Here is a 17788-nt window from a genome sequence, read left to right on the forward strand (position 1 = left end):
TGGCGCGTCACACCTAAAGTGCCGCCCGTTTAGGGCGAGAGCAAGTCACGATTGGGCAACAGCCGCGTGAGGCAAGTGCAACAATTTTGGGAGTTTACGCATGTCGTCAAACAGTACGTCACAGATGGGTGCGAGGCGCGTTGGATTGGATTCAGCGACATAGCCTAAGGTGCGCATGCCGGCAGCTTTGCCTGCTTTCGCACCCGATGTGCTGTCCTCAATCACGACGCATCGCGCCGGTGCGATGTCAGCCAATTTGGCGGCATACAGATACACATCCGGTGCGGGCTTGGGTGCAGGCACATCCTCGCGGGAGTAAATACGGCCGCCAAAGCGTTCTTTGAGGCCGCAGGCCGTCAACGTGATGTCCATCTTGGCATGAGGCCCATTGGAGCAAACCGCATAAGGTATGTGGGCACAGTCCAGATGGTCCAACACCTCCGTGACACCCGAGATCACCTCGCACTGAGCTGCAAGTCCGGCAAACATCTCGCCATAGATGAGATCTAGCCAATTGCTTTCGAGAATGGCGCCCATCGATTGCGCCGTATCGCGCACGCCAGCCATGGTGCCACCCACAAAGAGAGTGACGATTTGTTCCAAAGGAAGACACAGGCCACGCGCGGCGAGGTTTTTCTGAATGATGCGATTGGTGACAGTTTCGCTATCCACCAGCACGCCGTCGCAATCAAACAGGACGAGGTTCGGCGTCATCAGGCAGTTCCAGAAACCAACTTCGCCACTTCTAGCGCGTAACGATCGGTCATACCTGAAACAAAGTCGGCCATGGCGTGCAGAGCTTCGTAGTTAGAGGAAACACCCCGCATATCCAGCGCTACTGCCCGCACCAGTTGCCGCTCGTAGTCAGGCAAATTGCCGTCATCCCAGCCCGCATTTTTCAACGCTTCATAGGCAGGCAAAATGCCATCCAGAACAGTACAGATCAGGTTCCGTCCCCGCACCTCGAGCTTGGTTTTACGAGGGGCCACGAAGAGCTGCTCATTAGCCACTTCCCGAATGTCGCGGAACTTTTGACCAAGCGCGGAGTCATTCATCAACTCTCCGGAATAACGCCCTTCCATAATCGCATCGTATTGCTCCTGGAAGGCAACCACACAAGCGTCGATCGCACAGCCAATTGCCCGGGCCCGAAGGTAGCTGATGTGTTCGTATTCTGTGTAGGTTCCTAAATCGTTTGGCTTCTTGCCAATCAGGGCCGACAGCAGTGACTCCACCTGCGCAAAACTGAGATCACCAGCGCTAAACCCATCCTCCAGATCAACGATGTTGTAGCAAATGTCATCGGCAGCCTCGACAAGGAACACCAGAGGATGGCGGCGCCACCAAATATGGCCTTTCTCCGTGCGCTCCTCGATCAAGCCCAATGCATAGGCAGTTTGGGCAAATATCTCTTGCTCACCTTCAAAAAAACCAAACTTCTTCGCCCCTGCATAGATGTGATTTTTCACCTCCGAGGCAGGAACTCCCTCAGCTGCTTTTTCCGACTTTAGCGCTTTGGAGCACGCTGCCGACATCGGGTACTTGGTAAAGGCCCCAATAACAGCATTGGAAAGGTCCATGCCGCGCTCACCGCGGTACATCTCCAGCCGAGTGAGGATACGGTAACCTTGCGCATTGCCTTCAAACTTGGAGAATTCTTCCCACAGAGTTTCATCCACGCCTTTGAACAACCCTTCAGACGTTTCAAATCGCTCTTTATACCACGCGCCAATGGTGGCTTCCCCAGAATGGCCAAACGGTGGATTGCCAATGTCATGCGCCAAAGCAGCTGCGTGAATATTGCCAGCGACCCGATGCGCCTCTCCGGGCTGGATGTCGCCCCGTTTTTCCAGCCAGTGACCAACCTGCATGCCCAAATTGCGCCCCACGCTCGCCACCTCAGAAGAGTGGATCATGCGGTGGCGCAGATGGTCGTTGGCATATAGCGGATGCACCTGCGTTTTATTGGCCAGCCGGCGGAAAGACGCAGAGAAAATAATGCGGTCAGCGTCCTGCGTGTAGTTCGGGCGACCCGGGTCTTCTGGCAAGCCTGGTTTGCCCGGACGTTCCGCGTTCAACAGTTTTTGCCATGTCATCCGTTGTGTCATCGTGCCTTGCCGTTCTGTTGTATCGTCATCTCATAAAAAAGGCCCGCCAACGCGGCAGGCCTTTGATGTGTTGTACCTAACAGTTAATGCACGACGGCGTCATCCGGTTTTGGATTGTCGCTGCTGCCCACCCGATCGCCGATCAGCAGGCCTTCGGCCCCGGCTGTGACCGGCACGGTGTCTCCATCTTTGATGTCGCCAGCCAGCAGAGCCTCGGCCAGCGGGTTTTGCAGCGCGCGCTGCGTCACACGCTTCAATGGACGTGCGCCAAAGACCGGATCATAGCCCTCATCGGCCAGCCATTTCTTGGCACCGTCGTCCAGCTCCAGGCCGATTTTGCGACCGGCGAGGCGCTTTTTCAGGCGCGCGAGCTGGATGTCGACGATGCCGTCCATGTCCTGCCGTCCCAGCCGGTCAAAGATGATGGTCTCATCCAGGCGGTTGAGGAACTCAGGCCGGAAGTGGGCGCGCACGGCGTCCATCACGTCGCGGCGCGCGTCAGAAGCATCCGCGCCTTCGGGCAGTTGGCTGAGCGCCTGTGCGCCGAGGTTCGACGTCAGGATGATCAGCGTTTGCTTGAAGTCCACCGTGCGGCCTTGGCCGTCGGTCAGCACACCGTCATCGAGCACCTGCAGGAGCACGTTGAAGACATCCGGATGCGCCTTTTCGACCTCGTCAAACAGCACCACCTGATAAGGGCGACGGCGGACGGCCTCGGTGAGTACACCGCCTTCATCATAGCCGACATAGCCCGGAGGGGCACCGATCAGACGGGCGACCGCGTGTTTCTCCATGAACTCGGACATATCGATGCGCACCATGGCGTTGTCGTCGTCAAACAGGAACTCGGCCACCGCTTTGGTCAGCTCGGTTTTACCGACACCGGTTGGCCCCAGGAAGAGGAACGAGCCCAATGGGCGGTTCTCATCGTTGAGCCCCGCACGCGCACGGCGCACGGCGTTGGATAGCGCGGTCACAGCAGAGTGCTGACCAATCACGCGGCGGTGCAGGTCATCTTCCATGCGCAGGAGTTTCTCGCGCTCACCTTCAAGCATTTTGGAGGTTGGGATACCGGTCCAGCGCTCGACCACTTGCGCGATCTGTTCCGGGCGCACGGCCTCTTCGACGGTCACCTCGCCTTCGGCGCTTTCGGCCTCTTCGAGCTTTTTCTCCAAGTCCGGGATCACGCCATAGGACAGTTCCCCCGCGCGGGCGAGATTGCCTTCGCGTTTGGCGATGTCCAGATCGGCACGGGCCTGATCCAGCGCCTCCTTGATGTTTTGCGCCGAGGCGAGCTTGTCCCGACCGGCCTGCCATTTGGCAGTCATCTCGGAGGATTTTTCCTGCAGATCGGCCAGATCCTTTTGCAAGGTTTCCAGACGGTCCTTGGAGGCCGCATCGTCCTCAAGCTTGAGCGCCTCTTCTTCGATCTGCAATTGCAGGATCTGACGGTCGAGTGCGTCGAGCTCTTCGGGTTTGCTGTCCACTTCCATACGCAGACGCGACGCCGCCTCGTCCACGAGGTCGATGGCTTTGTCCGGCAAGAAGCGGTCGGTGATGTAGCGGTGGCTCAAGGTAGAGGCCGCAACCAGCGCCGCGTCAGAGATGCGCACACCATGGTGCAGCTCATACTTCTCTTTGATGCCGCGCAGGATGGAGATGGTGTCCTCGACGGTGGGTTCTTCGACCTGAACCGGCTGGAAGCGACGCGCCAGGGCGGCGTCTTTCTCCACATATTTGCGGTATTCATCGAGCGTCGTGGCACCGATACAGTGCAGCTCGCCCCGAGCCAGCGCAGGCTTGATCAGGTTGGCCGCATCCATCGCGCCATCGGTTTTACCGGCGCCGACCAGCGTGTGCATCTCGTCAATGAAGAGGATGATTTCGCCAGCGGCTTCTGTCACTTCGGTCAGAACCGCTTTCAAGCGTTCCTCAAACTCACCCCGGTATTTTGCACCGGCAATCAGCGCGCCCATATCGAGCGCCAAAAGCTTCTTGTTGCGCAAGGATTCGGGCACGTCGCCGTTCACGATGCGCAGGGCCATGCCTTCGGCAATCGCGGTTTTACCCACGCCCGGCTCCCCGATCAGAACGGGGTTGTTTTTGGTGCGGCGGCTCAGAACCTGCATCGCTCGGCGGATTTCATCGTCCCGACCAATGATCGGGTCGATTTTGCCTTCGCTGGCACGCTCGGTAAGGTCCTGCGCGTATTTCTTGAGCGCATCATAGCCCTCTTCCGCCGAAGCAGAATCAGCCGTGCGGCCCTTGCGAATGTCGTTGATTGCGGCATTCAGCGCTTGGGCCGTGACGTTGGCACCGTCCAGCGCGTCTTTGGCTTTGGATTTCACCATCACCAGCGCCATTAGAATGCGCTCCACCGGCACAAAGCTGTCGCCCGCCTTCTTGGCCAGCGCTTCGGCCTCCGCCAGCACTTTGGCGGTTTTGTTGTCCATATAAGGCTGGCCCGTGTCGCCAGACACTTGCGGCAGCTTATCCACCGCAGCGTCAATCGCGGAGCGCACCATTTGTGGCGCGCCACCGGCGCGGGTGATCAGATTGGCCGCAAGGCCCTGATCATCGTCCATCAATGCTCTTAGAATGTGTTCGGGCACCAAACGCTGGTGGTTTTCCCGCATCGCAATGGTCTGCGCAGCCTGAATGAAACCACGGGACCGTTCCGTGAACTTGCTCAAGTCCATGGGTATCTCTCCTTCTTGTAAGCGCCCCTCGTCGGTATTGGCGCCCGCTTTGCGGCACGCCCCTGTGTAGGCCTCACCTGAGATGTGGGGAACAGATCAAAACAGATCAAGATGTTCGCCGGTGAAAATCGAATGCTTTTGAAGGGTTGCACAGGTCAGTGCGAAAATGGTGCGAAAATTCCCCTAATTTGAGACAAATTTCGCCCTAATTCTGAATCACAGTGCTCACAAGAGCAGACAAGAAAGGGCCGCACCATGCATGTGACCGAGATTCAGATTTCCAACCCAACCTACCGCCAGACCCTTGGTGAGCTGTCCGCTGTGGTCAGCCTGAGCGATGAGTCCCGCGATGTGCGCCTGCATTGCGCAGTCCAAGCCGAGGAAGATCGCCCAAAGGGGGCCGGTCGTTTGGCATTGATAAAAGAGGCGCTGCGCCAACTGAGCCGCATGCCGGAAATCCGCGCGGGCCGCGAAGAGCTGTCCTTTGCGCCGGGTGTCTATCCCAACGAGGGGTAACTGGACAAGGCGCCGACAGCAGCAGAGACTGCATCTATGGCGACTATGAAAAGCATCCGCACGCGGTCTACATTGCGCGACATCCTTGAAGGTCAGCCCCAGCATCTGGGGCTGATTGTGTTTTTGGTTTTGGGTGCTGGTGCGTTGGTGATCCCCAACTTCCATGTACGCCCCACATTTCTCGGATTTCCCATGCGCGGATGGACGGGTGTTAGTATCGGCTTGGCCATTTTGCATCAGGTGTTGGTTGCGATAGTGTTTCGACTGCAGTTGCATAGAAACTTGCTAACCAGAGTGCTCGGAGAGAATGACCTGAGAGTTTGGACCGTTGTGTTCATCCCGCTACTCATTGCACGGCCAATCACAGTTCTTATCGTCGGTCAGATGGATACCACCTCGACGGGAGCACCCCAATGGCTCAATTGGGGGCTGGGCGTGGCGTTTGTCGGCGTGGCGATCTACGGCATGCACTCGGTGTTGCGCTACTTCACCATCCGCCGCGCCGTGGGGGGCGATCATTTCCGCGAAGAGATTGCAGCGATGCCTTTGGTGAACGAAGGTGTTTTCAAATTCACCTCCAACGCCATGTATGGGCCTATCTTCCTTGGGCTTTGGGGCATTGCGCTGTTGTGTGACAGCTGGAATGCGCTTGTGGTGGCGGCGTTTCAGCATGTCTATATCTGGGTGCATTACTATTGTACGGAAAAGCCGGACATGGAGTGGATCTACGGTAACCGCGCCAACACCGGCTAAGCCTTGCGGCACAGGGCGCGTGGCGCTAGAAGGCAGACGTTTGCTTTGCCCCTAGATAGCCCGGAGATACCGCCATGACCGCTGATGACCGTCTGATTGTTGCCCTTGATGTGCCAAACCTGCTGCAAGGTCAGGAACTTGTGGACCAGATTGGCGATGCGGTGAGCTTCTACAAGATTGGCCTTGGCATGTTGACCGGCGGCGGTCTGGCATTGGCCAATGAGCTCAAGCAGGAGCGCGGCAAGCGCATTTTCCTCGACATGAAGCTGTTTGACATTGGTGCCACCGTTGAAGCGGCGGTGCGTGGTCTGGCGCAGTTTGATCTGGATTTCCTGACCGTGCATGGCGATCCGCATGTGGTGGCAGCCGCAAAACAAGGCGCAGCGGGCAGCAACCTGAAGATTCTTGGCGTGACCGTGCTGACCTCTCTGGATCGGGGTGATCTGGACAACTGTTTGATCAAAGACGGCGCGATTCCTGATCTAGTGGTGGAGCGTGCTGGCAAGGCGTTTGAGGCCGGTGCAGATGGGGTGATTGCGTCGCCGCAAGAGGCTGCGATGATCCGCGCGCTGCCGGAATCTGAGGGGCGCTTGATTGTGACCCCAGGTGTGCGCCCGGCGGGCGCAGCGCTCGGCGATCAGAAACGAGTGGCCACTCCGGCCAATGCCGTGGCTGATGGTGTAGACCATATTGTGGTGGGACGTCCGGTGTGGACCGCAGAGGATCCACGGGCCGCAGCGCAAGCCATTGTTGCGGAGATGAACTCAGCACAAGCTCAGCAGCCAAACCGCTAAGCCCAGTGTGCTTTAAGCACAGGCGGCCATTGGAAGTGTGAAATTCTGCGGACTGTCCGGATGCGTGTCGGCGAGGAAATCGGCGAGACGTGTCTGGAAATGTGGGATGCCTTTGGGGTGGGTGAGATACTCGCGCGGAGACATGAGCTTCACCCGCTGACCTTCATCGCCAAGCACAATGTGCTTTTTCATGTCCGCAGGCAGTTGCGCGGCAAAGAACCATGTGAAGTGGTCGTGACGCTGATACCGGCGGGCCCAGATCACGTCATGATCGGACAGGGTGAGGCCAATCTCTTCTTCGGTTTCACGCAGGGCACAGGTAAGAGCGGCCTCGTCGCCTTCGCGGCCGCCGCCGGGGAAATCCCAGTAATCCGGCCAAGGAATGGTGGCGATGTCATCACGCAGCACAGACACCAGCTTGTCTCCCACAAACACAATCAGCTTGGAGCCGCGATAGGCCCTGTCAGGGAAGTTCGGGAATGCTATAGTCATGGCGCTATCCGATACAAAGTAAACCAATGCCAGCAGTATGCCGCGATTGTCTTAACGAATTGGAAACCACAAAAAGATGTCCAGAGTGTGGCAGCTTGCGTGTGACCGCTCATCCGGAGCTGTTTGAGCTGTCTATCGCGCATATGGATTGCGATGCGTTTTATGCAAGTGTTGAGAAGCGCGATAACCCGGAATTGATCGACAAGCCGGTGATCATTGGCGGCGGTAAACGAGGGGTCGTTTCGACGGCCTGTTATGTGGCGCGTATTCGCGGGGTTCGCTCGGCCATGCCGATGTTTCAGGCACTGAAACTCTGCCCGGATGCGGTGGTGATCAAGCCGCGCATGGACGTCTATGTCGAGGTCAGCCGCGCGATCCGCAAGATGATGGATGAGTTGACCCCCGTGATTGAGCCTTTGTCGCTGGATGAGGCGTTTTTGGACATGACCGGCACCACCAAGCTGCATGGCGCGCCGCCTGCGGTGATGTTGGCGCGGCTGACCAAACGCATGAAGGATGAGTTGGGCGTGACTGGTTCGATTGGTCTGTCGCATAACAAGTTTCTGGCAAAGGTGGCCAGTGATCTGGACAAACCGCGCGGTTTTTCAGTGATTGGCAAGGCGGAAACGGATACGTTTTTGGCCGACAAACCGGTGCGGATGATCTGGGGCATTGGACCGGTGGCGCAGGAAAGTCTGGATCGGGCGGGCATTCGCACGTTTACGGACCTGTTGCGCTGGGATCAGGAAGACCTGATCGCGCGGTTTGGCAACACGGGCTATCGGCTTTGGCATCTGGCGCGCGGACAAGACCGGCGCAAAGTGTCCAACAATGCACCGATGAAAAGCATCAGCAACGAGACCACATTTTTTGAGGACACCGCCAGCACGGATATTTTGGACGGGCATTTGTGGCGCCTGGCAGAGAAGGTCAGCGACCGCGCCAAGGCCAAGGATCTGGCGGGGCGTGTGGTGACGCTGAAACTCAAACGCGCGAATTTTTCGACGATCAGCCGGCGGGTGAGCCTGCGCGATGCAACACAGATGGCGGATACGCTGTATCGCACCGCCCGAGGTCTGTTTGATCAGGTAGGGGACGAAGGGCCCTATCGGTTGATTGGCGTTGGTCTGGCGGATCTGGTGCCAGCGACACAGGCAGACCTGTCCGGCGATTTGTTGGACCCACAAGCGGTGCAACGCGCCAAAGCGGAGCGCGCCACCGATGCCATTCGCGAGCGCTTTGGCTCTGACGCGATCCTCAAAGGGCGCGCGATGCGTTAACCCATGCCCTCCGGCCAGCGGCGTGGGTATTGCGAAATACAGAGCAGCACATCGGCACCGGGCAGCACTTTGCGTACGTCGTCAATCATGGTGAGGTTGAGGTTATCGACCTGCTCCGGCGTGACCGCCTGCTTTGGGTTGTAGTAGACGCTGACGGTGTAAGTGCGGCCAAGTTTGACCACGGACATATCGGTGAACTCTCCCGGCAGATCGGCGACGGAGGCGCGCAGAGCGCGGCGGGCTTTGGCAATAATCTCTGGCTGGGCAGTCACGCCAAGCAGCTCGCCCATGCCGCCGCCGAGATCGCGAAGCACCTGACGCACGGCGACCAGACAGAGAAAGAACACCACAATGCTGTCACCTATGGGGGCAATCGGCGCAAGGAAACTATCACCAAAGGCGTAGATCATGCCGAGACCCAGCGCGGTGGCGACCGTCATGAAACCGTCAATGGCGGCGGCCTTGCTTTCCAGTTTGAGGATTTCGCTAACCTCGCCGGTTTTCTTCCAGGTGTGGCGGTGAAGGGCCCAGAGGCCGAAACAGGTGGCGCTGATCACCACGAAGTAGATCAGCATGGGTTCATAGTTGAGCGTCGGAATCGCCTCGCCTTGGATATAGTTCAGGATGTTCATCACCGCAGAGCCACAGGCAAAGAGGATCAGGCCAATCAGCGACAGTGAGCGGAAGGTGACAAACACCGCTTCATCCGCCGCATAGCCCAGCGGACGGAATCGATCCGGGGCGGCATCCACATTCTGGCTAATCTTGCGGCCAATGAAGGCCGAGGTGAAAGCGATCAGGGAAAACAGCCCGTCCATCATGATGGCGGTGGAGTTGGACAGGATCGCGGCCAGCACCCCTGCCCCGCCCATAAACAGGCTGCCAGCCATGGCGATTGAAAGCGCGCGCATCTCGCGGGTTTTGATGGTTTGTGCGTCCATGGCGGGTCCTCACCTATCGTGTTCCCGCCAAGATAGTGCATGGCCTGCGGTTTGCGAGGGGGATTAGTAGACGAAGGGGATCAGTTTTGCGGTTTTGGCGGCGTAGGCGTCAAACTCGGCATTGTAGCGTTGGGACAGATAGGCGTCCAAACCGGGGATGTGGAAGAAGACAAAACCAACGGTCATGAACAGCGGGATCACAAAGGCTAGCCAGGAGGTTGTGAGCAAAGCCCAACCGGTGAACAACACCATGTCGCCAAAGTAGTTGATGTGCATGGAATGTTTGAACAACCCGCCGGTGTAGCAGCGGCCTTTGCTCTCTGGGCGCCTCTTCCAGATCATGCGTTGCAGCTCTGAGCCGGTGTTGAGATAGGAGCCAAAGGCAATCAGCCCAAGTGCCAACATGTCCATGCCGCCAAATGGTACGGCTGTGTCTCGCAATATACCGGCCCCCAGCAGTAGGAAGCCGATTTCGAACACAGCCACAAAGGCCGACAGTCCCAAGGCTTCTGAGAGCTCCACCTTGCGTTTGAGCAGGACAAACAGCGTGATCAGGTGCCGCAGGAAATAGAGCACCGCGCAGCCCGCCAATAGTTTGGCGCGGGCGGGGTCGGCCCACTCCAGCGCAAAAGCGAGCCAAAGGCAGAGGCCGACGATGCCGCCGTGTAAGGCGGCAAAGGTTAGCTTGGGGGCAAAGGAGCGATCATGGGCGCGGTCTACCCCGCCAGTGGTTGCAGAAGACGACATGGTGAGACCTTTCAAAACAGACAGGCAAAAGCGCGACACCCGTCCGCGATCTTGCAGAGGATTCCCGCCGACACGGCACAGGTCAGCATGACTTCGAGGCGGAAGAGAGGTGGGGTGCGCGTTGGAAGCATCTTTTTGGACCAATTGGACGAAAACAATTTCCTCCTAGACCTCTGGGGTGAGTCGTGTCAAATAGTTTTTAGACCAAGTGGACAAAAATAGATGCCGAAGATTGTTGACCATGATGCCCACCGCGCCGATTTGGCGCTGCGCGCGGCGTCTTATTTTTCCGAGCGCGGCTATGGTGGTGTGAGCATGCGCAAGGTGGCCACGCATCTGGGCGTGTCCAAATCGGCGCTGTATCACTACTTCCCCACCAAAGAGGCGCTGTTTCTGGCCTGCACCAAAGAGGTGATGAAATCCGTCGCTGTGCCGCAGGCAAGCGGGGCGACTCAAGAAGCGCAGATACAGGCTCTCACCAAGGCGATGGCACCCGATTTTGGCAGTGAAATGGCGCTGTTGTTTGACTACCTGCGCGGCAAATCCGCAGCAGAAATCGCCCAAGATGAGGCGATGCAACTGTCAATCACAACCCACCATGCTGTCGTAGCAGAGATTGTCGGCGAGGACGCCGCGCAGGAGACGATGGAGCGCATGATGGGGCGGCTGTTGATTGGGTTTTTCCGGGGCGAGCTCGGCAACACTTAGTCTGGTTGATAAGGCTCTTCTCGCAAGATGTGGCTGATCAGAATTTTGTAGTAGAGCATCGGCAGGAACCACTGCACGTCCAACGGTGTCGTAAACACGTAGAGCGATAGGAACATCGCAACCACAAACAGGAAGCTCGCCACGGGCCGCTGAAGATACAGCGGCAGTGTTAGGATCGCGGCGCTGAACCCTAACAGCACACCAAACACGCCACCAATCCAAAACAGATCAAGGTCCATAAACGCCCACCCAAACAGGGCAATTTGAGCGACGTGCATCGCCACAAAGCCTAAATGGTGTTTGGTTCCCTGGCCTTCGCGGAAAAACCATCTCTTTGCTGTGGAGGTGGCGTTGGTGATCACCCCTCCCATCATGTCAACCGCCAGCGCTGCGATCACCACGAATTGGGCCACAGACCATCCGAAATCCAACACCATACCTGCAAGCACCACGGCGGCGCCAAAACCAAAAGGCACATACAACTGGAGCGCCTTTTCTGCAGAAGTGGCACCCGGACCGATCAGCCCATCGATCACGCCGCCAAACCCAGTGCGCTTTTGCGGTAAATCCCAACTGATTTTCATGATTTTGGCTCCATTCCAAAGGATGACGCGTAACACTTAGGAAGGTCTTGGAGCTGCATCAATCTTTTTCGTCCACTTGGACTAAAAATAATTTACACACCCCAAAAAGAAAAGCCCGCCGCAAGCGACGGGCGTAGCCGAAGCGCCAAATCCAGCGCCGGGCTCAGGGGAAGAGGGGGTTAATCGTACTTACGCTGATCTTCGATCACGATGCCGTCTTTAGGCAGGCTGCCCGGTGCAACAATCTCGATCTTGCCTTTGAGCTTCAACGCGTCTGCTACGGAGGCGCCGTAAGCGGCCTCATCGCCACCGGCGCTTTCGATTTGTACGGTCATCACGTCCATCTCGCCTGCGCGCGTGGCAATCACGCGGGCCTTGGTGACCTCATCGTGTTTCGCCACAAGAGCTGCCACCTGCTCGGGGCGGACAAACATGCCTTTGATCTTGGCGGTTTGATCGGCACGGCCCATCCAACCTTTGATGCGCATGTTGGTCCGCCCGCACGGGCTTTGCCCAGGGAGGATGGCGGAGAGGTCGCCAGTGGCAAAACGAATAAGTGGGTAGTCAGGGTTGAGCGTGGTCACCACCACTTCACCCACCTCGCCCGGCGCCACAGGGGTGCCGGTGCCTGGGGTGACAATTTCCACAATCACACCTTCGTCGATGATCATGCCTTCCATCGATTCAGATTCGTAAGCGATGGAGCCGAGGTCCGCGGTGCCATAACCTTGCAGCACCGTGATGCCCCGGTCGGCATATTCTTGGCGCAGGCTTGGGAACAGCGCTCCACCGCCCACCGTGGCTTTGGTGATCTTGAGTTTCTCACCCATCTCCTCGGCCTTATCGAGGATGATCTTGAGGTAATCCGGTGTACCTGCATAGGCGGTGGTGCCAATGTCAGCCGCCGCACGAACCTGCATTTCAGTCTGACCCACACCCGCTGGCAGCACTTTGGCACCAACAGCGCGCGCGCCGCTTTCAAACATCATGCCAGCCGGGGTCAGATGGTAGCTGAAGCAGTTCTGCACGATATCGTCCGCGCCAATGCCCACCGCGTGCAGCACTCGGCCAAAGCGGAACCAGTCGGAAGTGTTGCCACCGGGTTCGTAGATCGGGCCTGGGGATTGGAACACATGCGCAATGTTGGGGTTGCTCAGGTCGGCAAAGCCGCCAAGCGGACCGCTGGCTTTCTGGGCCGCGCCAAGTTCGGATTTGCGCAGGACCGGCAGACTGGCGAGGTCTTCCACCGAGGTCACTTTGGCTGGGGCCGTGTCTGCCAGAGAGGCCGCAAAACCCGGTAATTGTTTGGCCCGTGCGATCTGTGCCGGCAAAGCGGCGGCCAGATCAGCGGCGCGCTGATCGGCGCTGCGGGTTTCCAAATCGTCAAAAAAGCGGCTCATGTGATGCCATCCTTTGTGGTCCAAAGCCGCGTCTGGCGGCCAAAGTCTTCCTGTGCGCCCGCCAGTTGCGGGGGCGCGGTGGGGTATGTCTGCCCGTCTTCGTTGGGCGGGGTGGCGCGCAGGTCCGCGCTCCGGTGCTCAATGGCGTTTTAGCTCAGCCAACGCTTACGACGGCGATAGGAGCGCACATCACGGAAGGATTTCCGGCCTTCGTCGCTCATGCCGAGGTAGAATTCTTTCACGTCCGGGTTTTCGCGCAGCTCGTCTGCCGGGCCGTCCATCACAACGCGACCCGATTCCAGAATGTAGCCATAGTGCGCAAAGCGCAGGGCGACGTTGGTGTTCTGTTCGGCGAGCAGGAAGGTGTTGCCTTCTTTCTCGTTCAGATCTTTCACGATGTTGAAGATCTCTTCCACCAGCTGAGGCGCGAGACCCATGGAGGGTTCGTCCAGCAGAATGCATTCCGGCTTACTCATCAGCGCGCGGCCAATGGCAACCATCTGCTGTTCCCCGCCGGAGGTGTAGCCCGCCTGCGATTTACGGCGTTCTTTCAAACGCGGGAAGTAGTTGTTACCATTTCGAGGTCTGCGGCGACATCGCCACCGCTGCGGGTGTAGGCCCCGGTCAGCAGGTTTTCCTCAACCGTCAGGTGTTCAAAACAGTGGCGGCCTTCCATCACCTGGATGACGCCCTTTTTCACCAAAGCAGCCGGATCAAGATCGGCGACCGCTTCGCCGCGGTAGTTGATCGAGCCTTTGGTGACCTCGCCGCGCTCGGAGTGCAGCAGGTTGGAGATGGCTTTCAGGGTGGTGGTTTTGCCTGCGCCGTTGCCACCCAGAAGCGCGGTGATGCCGCCTTTGGGGACCGAGAGGCTCACGCCTTTGAGCACGAGGATCACGTGGTTGTAGATCACCTCGATGTTGTTGACCTCCAGAAGGGTCTCTTGGGTGCGACCAGCGTCAAGCATGTGCGTTGTCTTTCATCTCGCGTTCTTGGGTGTCTCGGCCGGTGCGCCCGGCCGAGACCTGTTGCTTCAAGCGAACTTATTTACAGTTCATCTCGATGTTGTTTTCAGAGGCGTATGCGTTGGAGTCCTCTGCGATCAGCGCGCCGATCACTTCCATGTCGGTTTCTGCAAAGTCGGAGATCAGAGACCAAGTCTGGCTGTCTGCGTCCCACTGGGTCACGCCAACGAGGCCAGGACCACCGTGGTTTTCGCAAGAAACGTCGAAGGATGGACCGAAGTTTGGCATGCCGAGGCCGGCCATCTTGTCTTCGGTGATCGACAAGGCTTCCATACCATCACGCATCATCGCTGGGGTGATCTCTGCGGTGCCGTGGATTTCCTGTGCGGTTTTGGCCGCTTCGGCTGCGAGCATCGCTGCGTACATACCGCGGTTGTAGAGCACGTTGCCGATCTGGTCGCCTGCGCCCGCAGCTTTGCCGGTATCCACAACGTGTTTCTGGATGTCCTCAAAGATTGGGAAGTCACGGCCCACATTGTGGAAGGTCAGAGCCTTATAGCCGTTGGCTTTCGCGCCTGCGGACAGAACGTCATGCTCTGCACCGGACCACCAGATACCGATGAAGTTTTCCATTGGGAAACGGATGTTGGCCGCTTCCTGAATGGCCACCTGGTTCATCACACCCCAGCCCCACATCAGAACGGTGTCCGGCTTTTCGCGGCGGATCTGCAGCCACTGGGACTTCTGTTCCTGACCTGGGTGATCCACTGGCAGCAGGCTCAGCTCAAAGCCGTGCTTCTTCTGCAGCTCTTCCAGGGTGCGGATCGGCTCTTTGCCGTAGGCGGAGTTGTGATAGACCAGCGCAATTTTGTGGCCTTTCAGGTCACCGCCGTTTTCGTCCAGCAGGTAGTTCACCGCACCGGAGGCCCCGTTCCAGTATGTGCCTGGGTAGTTGAAGGTGTGGCTGAACACTTTGCCGTTTGCGGCAGAGGTACGGCCGTAACCCATGGTGTGCATCGGGATGCCATCAGCCGTGGTTTTCGGGATCAGCTGGTAGGTGATGCCGGTGGACAGCGGTTGATAGACCAGAGCGCCTTCGCCTTTGGTGGATTCGTAGCATTCCACACCTTTTTCGGTGTTGTAGCCGGTTTCACATTCCAGCAGGCGGGTTGGCACGCCACCGATACCACCGTCACGCTCGTTGAGCAGGGTGAAATAGTCGGCGTAACCGTCCGCGAACGGGATACCACCCGCAGCGTATGGGCCGGTGCGGTAGCTCAGCGACGGGAACACGAGGTCTGCCATTGCTGGAGCTGCTGCCATCATGGCTGTCACGGCCATAGTTGCAAACTTCATTTTCATCGGGGTTCTCCTCCCTTGGTTTTGTCCGATGTTGATTGCCGGGGCCTCCCCGCCCCGGAATGGTTGGTTCTGGCCCCGCCTTAGTGCGGGAAGGGCCACAACCGCAGTTTCTGTTTCGCCACGCGCCAGAGCTGGGCAAGGCCATGCGGTTCCAGGATCAGGAACATCACGATCAGGCCGCCCACGATCACCAGCTGCAAGTGCGCCACAATGTCTGTGGGCCAGCCGAACATGTCTACGCCGACCACTTTCAGCACCACAGGCAGCAGCACCAGGAAGGCTGCGCCCGCAAAGGAGCCGAAGATCGAGCCGAGACCACCGATGATGATCATGAAGAGCACGAGGAACGATTTGTTGATGCCAAAGGCTTCGCCCACTTCCACCGCCCCGAGGTACAGAGCAAAGAACAGCGCGCCGGAGATGCCGATGAAGAAGCCGGAGACTCCGAACGCGGTCAGTTTGGCTTTCAGCGGGTTCACCCCGATGATTTCGGCGGCGATATCCATGTCGCGGATCGCCATCCACTTACGGCCGGCCATGCCGCGGGTCAGGTTGCGGGCAACCAGCGCGCAGATCACCAGGAACACCAGGCAGAAGAGGTAAGTCGCCCAGGCTTCGGTGTTGGGGCCGGTCACAGGCACACCAAATACGGTGCGCTCAGGCGCGTTGATCTGGCCGGAGGCGGAGTAGTTGTAGAACCACGGCACCCGGTTGAAGAGCCACACCAGGAAGAACTGCGCCGCCAGTGTCGCCACCGCGAGGTAGAAGCCTTTGATGCGCAGGGATGGCAGGCCAAACAGGATGCAGACCAGCGCGGTTACACCGCCGGACAGGATTACGTGGAAGAAGATGTTCACTTCCGGGAAGGCGGTCATCAGCTTGTAGCAGGCATAAGCGCCCACCGCCATGAAGCCCCCGGTGCCCAGAGACACCTGCCCACAGTAGCCCACAAGAATGTTCAGGCCGATGGCTGCGATCGAGTAGATCAGGAAGGGCAACAGAATGGCGTTGGCCCAGTAGTCGTTGATCATGAACGGGATGATCAGGAAGGCCACAACCAGCGCCACATAGTAGCCCACGCGGTCAATTTTGATCGGGAACGTCTGGTTGTCCGCCGAGTAGGTCGTTTTGAAATCGCCAGCTTCACGATAGAACATCAGGCGGTCTCCTCGTTGTATTCTTTTTCAAGATGGGACCGGTCCGCCCGGTTCCGAGATTTTGCGTAGCCAGTGGATTCCGCGTGGCGGACCAACTGGAAGAATGTCCAAGTGCCGACCAAGCCGCCAATCGCCGCGACAAGGGCTGCTGTGGTCATTTGCTCGGGGCGGGTCACATCGCCGGTGAAGGCGAGATATCCAAAGACCCAGAACCCGGCCCATGCGATCACGTTGAGGATGGCAAGCAGCTTGGACATACGTCAGACCCTCTCGATGATCTTTTCGCCAAACAGACCTTGTGGCCGGAAGACGAGGAACACGAGGGCGAGCACATAGGCGAACCAGTTCTCGGTTGCGCCGCCCACCAGCGGGCCCACCCAGAATTCGAAGAGCTTTTCACCCACACCGATGATCAGACCGCCCACAATGGCGCCCGGGATCGAGGTGAAGCCACCGAGCATCAGAACCGGCAGTGCTTTCAGAGCGATCAGGGACAGCGAGAACTGCACCCCGGATTTGGCGCCCCACATGATGCCGGCAACCAGTGCCACAAAACCTGCAAGGGACCAGACCAGAACCCAGATGAAGTTCAGGGAGATACCCACGGACAGTGCGGCCTGGTGGTCGTCTGCCACGGCGCGCATGGCGCGGCCCTGTTTGGTGTACTGGCTGAAGGCCACCAGCGCGATCACCAGGATAATCGCCACGATGGTTGCAGTGATGTCGAGGTTGTCGATGAAGAAGCCATAGCCAAAGGCGTTGAATGTGAACTCGTCGATGGCGATGTTGATGCCCTGCGGCAGGCAAGTGTTGGCGGTCATGCAGAAATCAAGTTTCTTGATTTCCGAGTTCCACATCAGATCCGCAAAGCCTTCGAGGAAATACGCCAGACCAATGGTCGCCATGAAGAGGATGATCGGCTCCTGCCCCACCAGATGGCGGAACACAAAGCGTTGCACCGCCCAGGCCAGCAGGATCATCACCCCAACGGTGAAAATCAGCGCAAAGACAGAGGGCACGTTCCAGCCGAAGGTGTGCACATGGGTGCCAAAGATCGCGTTGATCAGGTGGGCAAAGGGCACTTGGCCGTTCTGGATACCCACCAGGGTCATCGCGGCAAACAGCGCCATCACACCCTGGGCAAAGTTGAAGATCCCGGAGGCCTTGTAGATCAAGACGAAGCCCAGCGCGACAAGCGCATAGAGCACGCCCGCCATGAGGCCGTTGAGGAAGACCTCCATTGCAAATGCGAGTTGTTCAGGCATCGCTCGCGCCTCCGGTT

At 58.3% G+C, this 17788-nt stretch carries 17 protein-coding genes and 1 pseudogene; 5 read left to right on the forward strand and 13 right to left on the reverse strand.

The annotated features are described in order from the left end of the window. Positions 1–45 precede the first annotated feature (45 nt). From SIB38_RS01805 to clpB, 3 genes are all read right to left on the reverse strand, one after another. Positions 46–714, reverse strand: coding sequence for an HAD family hydrolase (locus tag SIB38_RS01805; RefSeq protein ID WP_294115777.1), 669 nt, complete (start codon positions 712–714; stop codon positions 46–48). After that, complete coding sequence (gene dgt, locus SIB38_RS01810) at positions 714–2108, reverse strand: dGTP triphosphohydrolase (protein ID WP_412551218.1); 1395 nt, start codon at positions 2106–2108, stop codon at positions 714–716. The genes SIB38_RS01805 and dgt overlap by 1 nt, the downstream gene beginning before the upstream one ends. Positions 2109–2191: 83 nt before the next feature. After that, the gene (gene clpB / locus SIB38_RS01815) at positions 2192–4807 is read right to left on the reverse strand and encodes an ATP-dependent chaperone ClpB (protein ID WP_412551219.1); all 2616 of its coding nucleotides are present in this window, start codon (positions 4805–4807) and stop codon (positions 2192–2194) included. 255 nt (positions 4808–5062) lie between these two features. Between clpB and SIB38_RS01820 the strand changes: the two genes are divergently transcribed. The 3 genes from SIB38_RS01820 (at position 5063) to pyrF (ending at position 6870) form a co-directional block, all read left to right on the forward strand. Next, positions 5063–5323, forward strand: coding sequence for a hypothetical protein (locus SIB38_RS01820; protein ID WP_294115772.1), 261 nt, complete (start codon positions 5063–5065; stop codon positions 5321–5323). 384 nt (positions 5324–5707) lie between these two features. Beyond that, positions 5708–6076, forward strand: coding sequence for a methyltransferase (locus SIB38_RS01825; RefSeq protein WP_412551220.1), 369 nt, complete (start codon positions 5708–5710; stop codon positions 6074–6076). Between the two features lie 74 nt (positions 6077–6150). Further along, complete coding sequence (gene pyrF, locus SIB38_RS01830; protein ID WP_294115770.1) at positions 6151–6870, forward strand: orotidine-5'-phosphate decarboxylase; 720 nt, start codon at positions 6151–6153, stop codon at positions 6868–6870. A 12-nt stretch (positions 6871–6882) separates the two neighbouring features. On the opposite strand, the gene SIB38_RS01835 is transcribed toward pyrF, so the two are convergent. Next, positions 6883–7362 carry an NUDIX hydrolase gene (locus SIB38_RS01835; protein WP_294115769.1) on the reverse strand — a complete coding sequence of 160 codons (480 nt, stop codon included), beginning with the start codon at positions 7360–7362 and terminating at the stop codon, positions 6883–6885. A gap of 26 nt (positions 7363–7388) precedes the next feature. Here SIB38_RS01835 and SIB38_RS01840 point away from each other — a divergent pair, with 26 nt between their 5' ends. Beyond that, positions 7389–8642, forward strand: a complete 1254-nt coding sequence (locus SIB38_RS01840; protein ID WP_294115767.1) for a DNA polymerase IV — start codon at positions 7389–7391, stop codon at positions 8640–8642. Here the strand turns inward: SIB38_RS01840 and SIB38_RS01845 are convergent. Both SIB38_RS01845 and SIB38_RS01850 read right to left on the reverse strand, forming a co-directional pair. After that, positions 8639–9583, reverse strand: a complete 945-nt coding sequence (locus SIB38_RS01845; protein WP_294115766.1) for a cation transporter — start codon at positions 9581–9583, stop codon at positions 8639–8641. The genes SIB38_RS01840 and SIB38_RS01845 overlap by 4 nt on opposite strands. A 63-nt stretch (positions 9584–9646) precedes the next feature. Further along, a complete protein-coding gene (locus SIB38_RS01850) occupies positions 9647–10330 on the reverse strand; it encodes a DUF1295 domain-containing protein (protein ID WP_294115764.1) in 684 nt (227 codons plus the stop codon). A 222-nt stretch (positions 10331–10552) separates the two neighbouring features. Here SIB38_RS01850 and SIB38_RS01855 point away from each other — a divergent pair, with 222 nt between their 5' ends. After that, positions 10553–11038 (forward strand): TetR/AcrR family transcriptional regulator, encoded by a 486-nt coding sequence (locus tag SIB38_RS01855; RefSeq protein WP_294115762.1) that lies wholly within the window; start codon positions 10553–10555, stop codon positions 11036–11038. On the opposite strand, the gene SIB38_RS01860 is transcribed toward SIB38_RS01855, so the two are convergent. From SIB38_RS01860 to SIB38_RS01890, 7 genes and pseudogenes are all read right to left on the reverse strand, one after another. Further along, complete coding sequence (locus SIB38_RS01860) at positions 11035–11622, reverse strand: hypothetical protein (protein ID WP_294115761.1); 588 nt, start codon at positions 11620–11622, stop codon at positions 11035–11037. The genes SIB38_RS01855 and SIB38_RS01860 overlap by 4 nt on opposite strands. Positions 11623–11801: 179 nt before the next feature. Then, on the reverse strand, positions 11802–13022 hold the full coding sequence (locus SIB38_RS01865; protein ID WP_294115760.1) for a phenylacetate--CoA ligase family protein: 1221 nt from the start codon (positions 13020–13022) through the stop codon (positions 11802–11804). 149 nt (positions 13023–13171) lie between these two features. Then, a pseudogene (locus SIB38_RS01870) lies at positions 13172–13989 on the reverse strand (ABC transporter ATP-binding protein). A gap of 76 nt (positions 13990–14065) precedes the next feature. Next, positions 14066–15349, reverse strand: a complete 1284-nt coding sequence (locus tag SIB38_RS01875; RefSeq protein ID WP_294115758.1) for an ABC transporter substrate-binding protein — start codon at positions 15347–15349, stop codon at positions 14066–14068. 80 nt (positions 15350–15429) lie between these two features. After that, positions 15430–16506, reverse strand: coding sequence for a branched-chain amino acid ABC transporter permease (locus SIB38_RS01880; protein ID WP_294115757.1), 1077 nt, complete (start codon positions 16504–16506; stop codon positions 15430–15432). Next, a complete protein-coding gene (locus SIB38_RS01885; RefSeq protein ID WP_168591108.1) occupies positions 16506–16763 on the reverse strand; it encodes a hypothetical protein in 258 nt (85 codons plus the stop codon). Before SIB38_RS01885 ends, SIB38_RS01880 begins: the two co-directional genes overlap by 1 nt. Positions 16764–16766: 3 nt before the next feature. Beyond that, positions 16767–17771, reverse strand: coding sequence for a branched-chain amino acid ABC transporter permease (locus tag SIB38_RS01890; RefSeq protein WP_294115754.1), 1005 nt, complete (start codon positions 17769–17771; stop codon positions 16767–16769). Positions 17772–17788: the final 17 nt, after the last annotated feature.

This window comes from Shimia sp. MIT910701 (assembly GCF_047126315.1).
Taxonomy (GTDB): Bacteria; Pseudomonadota; Alphaproteobacteria; order Rhodobacterales; family Rhodobacteraceae; genus Shimia.